This is a genomic window from Psychromonas sp., assembly GCF_041586535.1.
GTDB lineage: Bacteria > Pseudomonadota > Gammaproteobacteria > Enterobacterales > Psychromonadaceae > Psychromonas.
On record NZ_JBFGZY010000165.1, the window covers coordinates 1 to 8555 of the forward strand.

Consider the following 8555-nt stretch of genomic DNA (forward strand, 5'->3'; position numbering starts at 1 on the left):
CTTAACCTGCCCTGAAATCAGCGTTTTTATGCCGATGCATCTTTACTCGAGGGAATGGAGGCCAATCATATTGCCTTCTGTGTCTGTGATTAAAGCGATAAAACCATATTCGCCAATAGCGAATTTTTCTTTCACTACAGTGCCGCCGTTTTTTGCCGTCAATAGCAATTCTGTCGTACAATTTTCACTGTTAAAATAAACAACTGTGCTGTTTCCACCCGACGGAAAACCTGCCATTTTTACCAGTGCACCCATTGCCCCATAACCGCTCTTTTCTGATGGAAATGCCCACATTTCAAGTTCCTGACTATCCATCTCTGCCGGACTGGCCATCTTATTAAGCTGGATTTGAAAAACAGCCTCGTAGAATTTTTTCGCGCGGGGCATCTCTGTGACATATATTTCAAACCATACGACGGGATTGATCATAAGAGTTCTCCTGTTAACTTAGGTTTTTCAATTATAGTTCAGATGATCTTTTTTGTTTTTATGCGCAACGCGGGAAATGCTGGTTTGAAGGTTTGAAGGTTTGAAGGTTTGATGGGATGTAGCTTTGAAGACCGGTGGTTGGATGTACCAACCGCCGGATTGGTTCTTTATTGGCGGTTATTGTTGGTTGCTCTGCATTTGGCAAATGCCGGTGATCAGGGCTAATGTGACTATCGCCAGCGCTATATCCAGTAGATTGGAGATTTGCGATAGCATATTCAGATTCATCAGTTCAGGCAGTTCCCTGGCATCTGCAGATAAGCGAAAAATAGACTGGTTTAAAATGTTTGAAGCAAGCCACAGCGTCCACCAGGCAGGTAAAATTACGCTTGCTTTGCCCGTAGACCATTGCTCTGGATTGCTGCTCGCCAGCCAGATCTCTTTCATTGCCTGATAGGGTTTCCACAGGTTAAACATCGGAATGAAGTAATAAGCAATAGACCAGGCAGGTGTATAGCTGAGGTTCTCTGCGCCCAGTTGACGAAGATTAGAGTTAGCGCGATAAATCCATTTAAGGATCAATACAGCAGAGGCAATAAACGCAATAAGGGAAGCAATGCCGGTACTCTGCAGCAATTGAATGCTGAGCTCGCCATGGTCAAAAGCGGCCTGCAGCGAAGCATAAAAACCCGACTGGTAGTCGGCCAATAATTGATATTCAAGAAAGTTAAAGATAATTGATAAAATGGCAATTAAGATCTGCGCATAAAGTACATACCTGATCCACTTTGTCAGCTTGGTTAAATTTTTAAATGCTTCTGCACTGCTGGACAATTGCTCTTCTCCTTAATTGATGATCAAAAAATAGCCTGAGAACGGTTGTGAGTTCCCACACGCAGCGCGGGAACCTGTTTATACCAAGTGCATTAAATAAGTGATCTTGTATTGCGTAGGAAAAATCAATGCTAGCAAGGCATGAGTTGCAGGAAGTAGTTATTCTCCTTTCACAAAATCGTATGGAACGATTTTGAGCAGCTTTAGCTGACCACGAAGTGGTGAAGAACAGGACGTTCTGAATAAAACTCATCACGCAGATAGCGTTTATTTTAACCAGCAAGACTGATTATGTTTTTAATGCATTTGGTATTATTATAATTCGCTTAGGTATTGTTCCAGCTCGTCCCGTAACGGCAGGGCGGTCATCGCCCCTTTTTGCGTGGTCGCTAATGCGCCACAACCATTTGCCCATTGTACCGCTGTACGAATATGAGCAATCTCACTCCAGTTATTACTCTGGGCAAGATAGCTGATTAAACCGCCGACAAAGGCATCACCGGCACCGGTTGTATCGGTTGGTTTTAGCGCTTTTCCGGCAATCAGCTGCTGTTCGCCCTGGGTTATAAGCAATGCGCCTTTAGCCCCTTGGGTAATCAATACCAGGGTATTGTTAAACTTGGAGATAGCTTGTAAACCTGCTTGTAAACTATCCGTCTCTGTCAAAAATAACAGCTCATCATCGGAGAATTTAACCACATCGGCCAGTGCCACTGCTTTTAATACCACAGGTCTGATTTCGCTTGGATCTACCCAGACTTCATCACGCAGGTTGGGATCAAAAGAAACAAACCCGCCAGCCGCTTTAATCTGCTCCATGGCTAACAAAGTGCTGCCGCGGCTGGGCTCATTTGCCAGTGCAATCGAGCAAACATGTAACCACTGATTTTCTGCAAAAGCAGGGATATCAGCAGGTTGCATAAACTGATCTGCACTGGGTTTCACCATAAAGGTGAAGCTGCGTTCACCGCTGTCGTCCAGATCAACAATGACCGTTGAGGTACGATGCGCTTGATCAAGCAGCATAAAGTCGGTATTGACCCCTTCCTTGGTGAGCGTTTCTTTCATAAAACGTCCCAGCGGATCCAAACCGACACGGCCAAAAAATGCACTATCACCACCCAGGCGGGATACGGCAACAGCCACATTAGCCGGAGCTCCTCCAGGGCATTTCAGATAGGTCGTGTCACTATCCGGAATCAAATCAACAACAGCATCGCCTGTCACCCAAATTTTGTTCATGGTAGCTCCTCGCTATTTTATGCAAAAACCAGTATCGGCATGCCAATACTGGTTTGGTAATTGATGATTAATGGTGAAATTAAGCTGTTGCTGTTTTCATCTCGCTGGCTTGTTTTGCCGCTTTTTTGTTAGCGCGGGCAGCCAGTACTAAGGTTAGTGCAAATGCTGTTGCAAATGAAATGGCCATACCGATGATATAAGGTGTCACATCACCGTTGCGGATAGAGATAATACCCGGCAGACCTGCCGCACCCAGTGCACTTGCTTTTACATTAAACAAAGTGATGAACGCACTTGAGACAGCTGCAGCAGCAATCGCGGCGATAAACGGGTAGCGTAGTTTCAAGTTCACACCAAACAATGCCGGCTCGGTAATACCCAGTAGTGCAGTTACACCGGAGGGCATAGCAATACCTTTTAATTTGATATCTTTTGTTGAGAAACCAACCGCAAGTGCCGCACCGCCTTGAGCAATATTAGACATCGCCGCAATTGGGAAGATAAAGCTACCGCCAGTCACCGCAATATCAGCAAGCAGTTGAATTTCGATAGCGATAAAGCTGTGATGCATTCCGGTGATAACAAAAGGTGCATAGATAAAGCCGAACAGTGCGCCACCGATGAAACCGGCAGAATCGTATAACCAGTTCAGACCGTCACCTAATAGAAAGCCGATATCACGGGTGAACGGACCAACAATGGTAAAGGTAATTACACCGGTGATAAAGATAGCAAGCAATGGTGTCAGCAGGTTATCTAAAATAGACGGGATAAATTTACGTAAACCGTTTTCAACTTTGGCCAGGATATACGCCGCCACTAATACCGGCAGCACTGACCCCTGGTAACCCACTTTTTGGATTTCAAAACCAAATATGTGCCACACCGGAATATCACCGGCAACCGCAGCACCGCCATAGCCCCAACCGTTAAGCAGATCCGGGTGCACCATCAGCATACCCAGCGCGGCACCTAAAAACGGGTTGCCGCCAAATTTTTTGCTGGCAGAGAATGCCAGCAGGATAGGCAGATAGACAAAAGGCGCGTTGGCAAAAGTATTAATCATTGCCGCAAGATCAGCAAGCCCCGGGTTTGCATCAACCAGTGATTTTCCTTCAATAAATAACCCTGGCGCGACTAATAGGTTAAACAGACCCATCAACAGACCGCCGGCAACGATAGCCGGTATAATGGGGACAAAAATATCCGATAAACCTTTAACCGCCTGTTGGATAATATTTTGTTTCTCCGCGCCGGCGGACGCGACGTCTTTAGTGCTCATCTCTTCCAGACCGGTCAGTTTTGCCATTTGTGCATAAACCTGGTTAACGATGCCCGAACCGAAAATAATCTGGTATTGACCAGCTACTTTAAACTGGCCTTTAACGCCTTCCAGATCGCCAATGGCGGTTTCATTGATTAATGACTCATCTGCAATAGCAAGACGTAAGCGCGTTGCACAATGCGCTAATGCTTTAATATTGTTTTTACCGCCCAGCAGTTCTATTAACTGACTGGCAACTTTTGGATAGTTCATAATTTTCTCCGAGTGAACATTTCTAGTTAGTCTGTTTGAAAATAATTTTTATATTTGGGAACGTTTGCAAGTGCGGACTTTAAGTGTTTTTATTGCTTCAGCAATAGGTATGTGCGAAAAACGTGATTTTTATCTCTTTTTTGGTTGAAAATTAAACTGTCAATGTGATCATTGAGTTTTTCAAAGGCTGTTTTTGTTATTATTATCGGAAACATTCCCAAAAATAGGAAAAAGCGATGATTGGACTGCACGAAGTGGCAAAATTATCCGGCGTATCCAAGTCCACGGTCTCCCGTGTGATTAATAATGAATACGGTGTTAAAGCGAGCACCAAGGAAAAGGTATTAAAAGCCATTGAAGAGTGTGGTTATGTTGCTAATCAGGTTGCCAGAGATCTTAAATCGCAGAAAACCAATCTGATCGGTGTGATTGTGCCAACAATGTCTTCAAATGCATCAGCACAAGGGCTCAACGGTATTAGTCAGGTTATAGAATCTGTCGGAAAACATGTCCTTTTAGCGAATAGCCAGATGATTCACGAAAAAGAGATAGAGTATATAAAACGTTTTAATCAAAAACGGGCTGAAGGAATTTTATTGTTCGCAACCCATGTCGATGCTGAATTAGTTGAAACGATTAAACAATCAACCGTGCCCGTTGTTTTAATAGGTCAAGACGGCTCTCTGTTTAATATTCCCAGTATCATTCATGATGATCTCAGCGTCGGTTTCAGTGCCGCTCAGCGACTTGTTGAAGCGGGGGCGTCAAATATCGGTTTTATCGGCGTAAATCAACAGGATATAGCCGTTGATCAATGCCGTTTCCAGGGCCTGCAGCAGTATCTTCAGCATACAAAAAAGGGTGAACCGCTGTTTCACAGTCGCGGTGAGTTTACCATTGAGTCCGGCTTTCAACAGACACAGCAGCTGCTGCTTGACTGGCCGCAATTAGACGGCTTGTTTTGTGCTACGGACAGAATTGCAATCGGTGCGATGAAAGCGATCACTGCTGCGGGTAAAATTCCCGGAAAAGATATAAAGGTACTCGGAGTGGGTAATGATGAGTTGGCAGAAGTGTGTACCCCTACGTTATCGACATCTAGTTATGCATTTGATTTAACTGGTAAAAAAGCAGCGCAAATGCTGCTGGAGCTGATTGCCAATAAACAAACCGAAGTGAGTAAACTGGTGATGGGCTTTGAGAGCATCACCCGGGAAAGCTGCTGATAGCAATATTCTGAGTAAGCTCGCTTGGTAAGCAAAACAGCGCTACCGGCAGAAAACATGATCCGGATCTCCCTTTTCTGTAGCGGTAACGAGTTATTTGTTGCAAAAACATACTTTTTAGCATATTTTGCAAACGTTCCCGAATTTAATTGAGGATCGGCTTCAAAATTACTTGCGCTTTTGTTTTCAAAATAACCGGTCATTTTTGGCTTTTTGGAAACAATTTAGAGCAAATTATTGTGTAACGATTCCTAAATCAACTGTTACAGGTGGTGTATGTCCTTATTAGCAATTGTTGAAGCATGTGGTGGAATCGGCAATTTGGTCCGGATCCTGATTCCTGATTCCCGTATTATTGTTGAGATCAGAGAGTTTGATCTGTTATCCGGTCCGGCAAAACAGCAAGCTTACAATGCCGTTTTAAAGCAGGTTACTTTTGATAAACCTGTTATTGAAAATAAAGGTGAATTTGCAGCTCAGCTATTAGAAGCCGGCAAGCTTATTGCCGGGCAGCAACTGACGGATCTTCAGCCTTATACAAAAGCGCTTGCATGTGAGCACCGCCCGGCCTGGCATATCTCCCCCCCGCAGGGATTGTTAAATGATCCCAATGGCTTTATTTACCATCAGGGGCAATACCACCTGTTTTATCAGTGGTACCCTTATGCCTGCGCCCATAAAGACAAATACTGGGCACACCTGACCAGCAAAGATTTAGTTAACTGGCAGTGGCAGCCGGTGGCATTAACGCCCTCGGATTGGTTTGACAGTCACGGTGTTTTTTCCGGTCATGCGCTTAGTAATGATAATGAATTAATGTTGTTCTATACCGGTAATGTGCGTATAGATGAGCAAAGAGACAGACACACCACGCAATGTTTAGCGACCTCAACGGATGGGATCCACTTTACCAAGCATGGTCCGGTGGTCCCCGAGCTACCGCCCGGTGTGACACCGCACTGCCGGGATCCTAAGATTATCCGCCATAATAACCGCTGGTTAATGCTGCTTGGTGCACAGCGTGAAGATCTGCAGGGGCGTTTAGCGATTTACCAATCAGATGACCTTAAGAGCTGGACCTTCCTGGCTTTATGTGGTGATGAGCTTGGGGATTTTGGTTATATGTGGGAATGTCCTGATTTTTTCAAATTGAATAATCAGGATTTTATTGTGATTGGCCCGCAGGGCATAAAATCGTCCAGCAAGCACCATAGCATCGAACACCATAATGGTATTGTCAAAGCAAAACTGGATGAAATCGGCAGGGCAGTGCTCTCCGACTTCCAGCATCTTGACCATGGCTTTGATTTTTATGCACCGCAATCTTTACAAACGCCGGACGGCCGACGCATTATGTCCGCGTGGATGGGATTGCCCGATGAAGTTAATCACCCCAGTTCAGATAGCGGCTGGGTGCATCAGTTAACTACGCTGCGCGAACTATCCTATGTGAATGGCAAGTTGATTCAAAAACCGATCCGCGAGCTGCAGCAACTGCGTGGTCAGGCTGTTGTTGTAGAGCAGGATCAGTCCTGTTTTGATCTGCACAGTAAATCCTTTGAGCTGAATCTGTCCATGCAGTGGGGCAGTGCGCTGCGGTTGTTTCAATCTGAGCAGGGATATTGTGAAATTCGCCTGGATCAAGCAACAAAAACGCTGTTTTTAGACAGATCCAATACGCTTATGCGTGAAGGTGACAAAATTCGCGAACTGGCGTTGCCCGATAGCGAGTGTGTGCAGTTACAGATCCTGGCTGATACCTCATCTTTAGAAATCTTTATTAATAATGGTGAAGCAGTAATGTCCGCACGTATCTTTACCGCTAAGGATGCAACACAAATTGGTATCGAGGGTAACGTGCAGATACAAGCAGCCTGGTTATTGAATAAAGCGGCAGCTCCTTTTGTAAGCTAAGTAACCTCAATTCTGGATAAGCAAATCGATACAGCGCCCTTATTTTCGCGTATTTCTTCGTTAAATCATCGAAGCAATAGCCTGCTATTGCTTCGATGATTTGCCTTGAACTACACAAAACTAACAGCACTGCATAACCGGAATTTTTAATGCGTTGATATTAAAGGGAATTTCGATTCCATTATCCAGAATTGAGGTTAATTAAGAACAAAAGGAAAAATCATGCAATCACATCGTGTTAATGAAATATTAGAATTATTAAAACCTTACTGGTTAAAAAATAAAGAGTTAAGTCTGATAGAAATCCTGGAGCTACTGTCTAAAGATTCCGGTTTTGATAAACCGCTGACAGAATTAACAGATGAAGTAATAATTTATCATCTTAAAATGGATCAAACAGAAAAAGGTGACATGATCCCCGGCATCGCCAAAGACTGTGAAGAAGACTTCCAAACTGCCTTATTAAAAGCGCGCGGGTTAAAATAGAAGGCTAGTCAACTACCATATTGGATAGACTCTTTTTATCCTGTCTTTAGCCTTGTTTGTACGAGGCTAAAGACAGGGCTAGCAGAGCTTGCCCGCTCGGGAAACATAGCTGTCGCGATACAATCAGGTCTCGCAGTGCTTTGACCGCCCAAGAGACCTGGTTGTCGAAAAATTAACCGTTCCGACTATCACATGATTTTCATGCCACTGCGTTGGCACTCTTAACCTTTCCCCATGCGAGAGCAGGTTAGGGCAAAAAGCAGGCCAAATAAAAAACCCCAGGAAGCAAAGCTTTCTGGGGTTATTTAATTGGGCGCTTGGCGATGGAACAGGAGGTGCAGAGCACCTCCGCTCGTGACACGGTGCTCTCGCACCACTACAGGGCACGCGGAGCTTAGCCCGCTCGTAAACCAGTGCTGCCGCACTACTCGCCCCGACTATCACATGAAAGGAGTGCCACTGCGTGGCAGCTTTTTATTACCCATGCTCGAGTGGTCATCGCCACCAAGGGCTTAATAACGAAAAAACCCCATCCCTTCAAAGAAGGAATGGGGTTTATCGTAATTAGGCGCTTGGCGATGGGACAGGACTCGCAGAGCTCACCCGCTCGTCACACGGTGCTATCGCACCACTTCGCCCTACTCTACATGATCTGGACCCAACTGCGTTGGCACTCTTAACCTTTCCCCATGCGAGAGCAGGTCAGAGCAAAAAGCAGGCCAAATAAAAAACCCCAGGAAGCAAAGCTTTCTGGGGTTATTTAATTAGGCGCTTGGCGATGACCTACTCTCACATGGGGAGACCCCACACTACCATCGGCGCAATTGCGTTTCACTGCTGAGTTCGGAATGGGATCAGGTGGTACCACAATGCTATGGTCGCCAAGC

Annotated in this window: 7 protein-coding genes and 1 rRNA gene; 3 read left to right on the forward strand and 5 right to left on the reverse strand. The window is 45.1% G+C overall.

Going from position 1 to position 8555, the window contains the following annotated elements; translation table 11 throughout:
- Positions 1–42 precede the first annotated feature (42 nt).
- The 4 genes from ABZA00_RS15290 to ABZA00_RS15305 all read right to left on the reverse strand — a co-directional run bounded on the left by ABZA00_RS15290 (position 43) and on the right by ABZA00_RS15305 (position 4042).
- Positions 43–429: a VOC family protein gene (locus tag ABZA00_RS15290; RefSeq protein ID WP_372883023.1), complete on the reverse strand. Its 387-nt coding sequence runs from the start codon at positions 427–429 to the stop codon at positions 43–45.
- Positions 430–606: 177 nt separating this feature from the next.
- Positions 607–1263 (reverse strand): DUF4328 domain-containing protein, encoded by a 657-nt coding sequence (locus ABZA00_RS15295; RefSeq protein ID WP_372883024.1) that lies wholly within the window; start codon positions 1261–1263, stop codon positions 607–609.
- Positions 1264–1578: 315 nt separating this feature from the next.
- On the reverse strand, positions 1579–2505 hold the full coding sequence (locus tag ABZA00_RS15300; protein ID WP_372883025.1) for an aminoimidazole riboside kinase: 927 nt from the start codon (positions 2503–2505) through the stop codon (positions 1579–1581).
- A gap of 79 nt (positions 2506–2584) precedes the next feature.
- A complete protein-coding gene (locus ABZA00_RS15305) occupies positions 2585–4042 on the reverse strand; it encodes a sucrose-specific PTS transporter subunit IIBC (protein WP_372883026.1) in 1458 nt (485 codons plus the stop codon).
- 236 nt (positions 4043–4278) lie between these two features.
- Here ABZA00_RS15305 and ABZA00_RS15310 point away from each other — a divergent pair, with 236 nt between their 5' ends.
- The 3 genes from ABZA00_RS15310 (at position 4279) to ABZA00_RS15320 (ending at position 7668) form a co-directional block, all read left to right on the forward strand.
- Positions 4279–5268 (forward strand): LacI family DNA-binding transcriptional regulator, encoded by a 990-nt coding sequence (locus tag ABZA00_RS15310; RefSeq protein ID WP_372883027.1) that lies wholly within the window; start codon positions 4279–4281, stop codon positions 5266–5268.
- Positions 5269–5544: 276 nt separating this feature from the next.
- On the forward strand, positions 5545–7182 hold the full coding sequence (locus ABZA00_RS15315) for a glycoside hydrolase family 32 protein (RefSeq protein ID WP_372883028.1): 1638 nt from the start codon (positions 5545–5547) through the stop codon (positions 7180–7182).
- 222 nt (positions 7183–7404) lie between these two features.
- On the forward strand, positions 7405–7668 hold the full coding sequence (locus tag ABZA00_RS15320) for a DUF1040 family protein (RefSeq protein WP_372883029.1): 264 nt from the start codon (positions 7405–7407) through the stop codon (positions 7666–7668).
- Positions 7669–8438: 770 nt separating this feature from the next.
- On the opposite strand, the gene rrf is transcribed toward ABZA00_RS15320, so the two are convergent.
- Positions 8439–8554 (reverse strand): 5S ribosomal RNA (gene rrf / locus ABZA00_RS15325).
- Between the last annotated feature and the right edge of the window lies 1 nt (position 8555).